Origin of the sequence: Nodularia chucula CCY0103 (assembly GCF_963923915.1) — a bacterium.
GTDB lineage: Bacteria > Cyanobacteriota > Cyanobacteriia > Cyanobacteriales > Nostocaceae > Nodularia > Nodularia chucula.
The window spans coordinates 1-1,363 of record NZ_CAWUOL010000188.1 but is presented as its reverse complement, the minus strand read 5'-3'; the positions used below and the strand labels follow the sequence as shown (position 1 = coordinate 1,363).

Genomic DNA, 1,363 nt, shown 5'->3' with positions numbered 1-1,363 from the left:
AATTGATTTCTGCAAGCCGCACTCTTGTGCGAGCTTCTAGTCATGAGTTAGGCGTGACCTATTCCTATATTTACCATATTCTGATATGGAATATGATAAAATTGTTTCGGCGGTATATCAAAACTCAGAATGCAAAAAGCGTTGAAAGTAACACTTATTCCTAACCACAACCAACAAGTCTTAATTAATAAGACAATCGGTTGTGCTAGGTTTGTGTATAACCACTTTTTAGCATTGAAGCAGGAGCTATACACGACTGAGCAAAAAACTTTAAACTACAATGCTTGTAGTCAGCAGTTAACTCTATTCAAAAAAGAGATTGAATGGTTAAAAGAAGTAGATAAATTTGCCTTACAGAATTCACTCAAGAATTTAGAAGCAGCATACAAAAACTTTTTTGCTGACTTGAAAAAGTCTAAGAACAAGAAAGGTGTCGGATTCCCTAAGTTTAAGAAAAAAAATGGCTGCAAGCAATCTTACAAAACGAATCTTACCAACGGCAACATCCAGATAATACAGAATCGTTTAAAGCTTCCTAAGCTAGGATGGGTCAAGTTTCACAAGTCACAAGATATTGCTGGGAAGCTTGTAAACGTTACGATAACCCGGACTGCTTCTGGTAAATATATTGCCAGTATCCTGTGTGAAACCGAGATAGAGAAATATCCCCAAGTAACACAAAATATCGGGTTAGATTTGGGAGTAAAGTCTTATCTTGTTACTAGTAACGGTGAAGTTGTAGACAATCCCAAATATTACCGGACTCAAAAAAGGAAATTACGTAAAGCACACAAGAAATTATCTCGCAGTGTAAAAGGTAGTAATAATCGAGTCAAAGCGAAAGTCAAGCTGGCTCGTACCTACGAACGGATTACCAATTTGAGAGATGACTTTTTGCACAAGTTGTCAACCCGCTTAATCAAAGAAAACAGCATTATCTGTATTGAAGATTTGCGAGTTGCTAACATGGTCAAGAACCATAAATTAGCATTGAGTATTTCAGATGCTAGTTGGTCTAAATTCATTACCATGTTGGAATACAAAGCTTTGTGGCATGACAGAGTTGTCCAAAAAGTTGACACTTTTTATCCCTCATCCCAGACTTGCAACCATTGTGGTTTTATCAACCCATTAGTTAAAGATTTAAAGTTGCGTGAATGGTCTTGTCCTAGTTGCAATAATTACAACTTAAGGGATAAAAATGCAGCGCTTAATATATTAAGTGAGGGTTTGAGATTACTAACCGCCGTCGGTACGCCGGAGGTTATAAAAAACGCCTGTGGAGAACTTGTAAGTCCTGAATTATTTCAGGCAGAGATCGTTGAAGCAGGAATCGCGTGACGAATAGTCATGCGAGGTTCAA

At 37.5% G+C, this 1,363-nt stretch carries 1 protein-coding gene; it reads left to right on the top strand.

What is annotated here, in order from left to right:
• Window positions 1–129: 129 nt before the first annotated feature.
• Window positions 130–1,341, top strand: a complete 1,212-nt coding sequence (gene tnpB / locus ACM0OP_RS24115; RefSeq protein ID WP_414530936.1) for an IS200/IS605 family element RNA-guided endonuclease TnpB — start codon at window positions 130–132, stop codon at window positions 1,339–1,341.
• Window positions 1,342–1,363 lie beyond the last annotated feature (22 nt).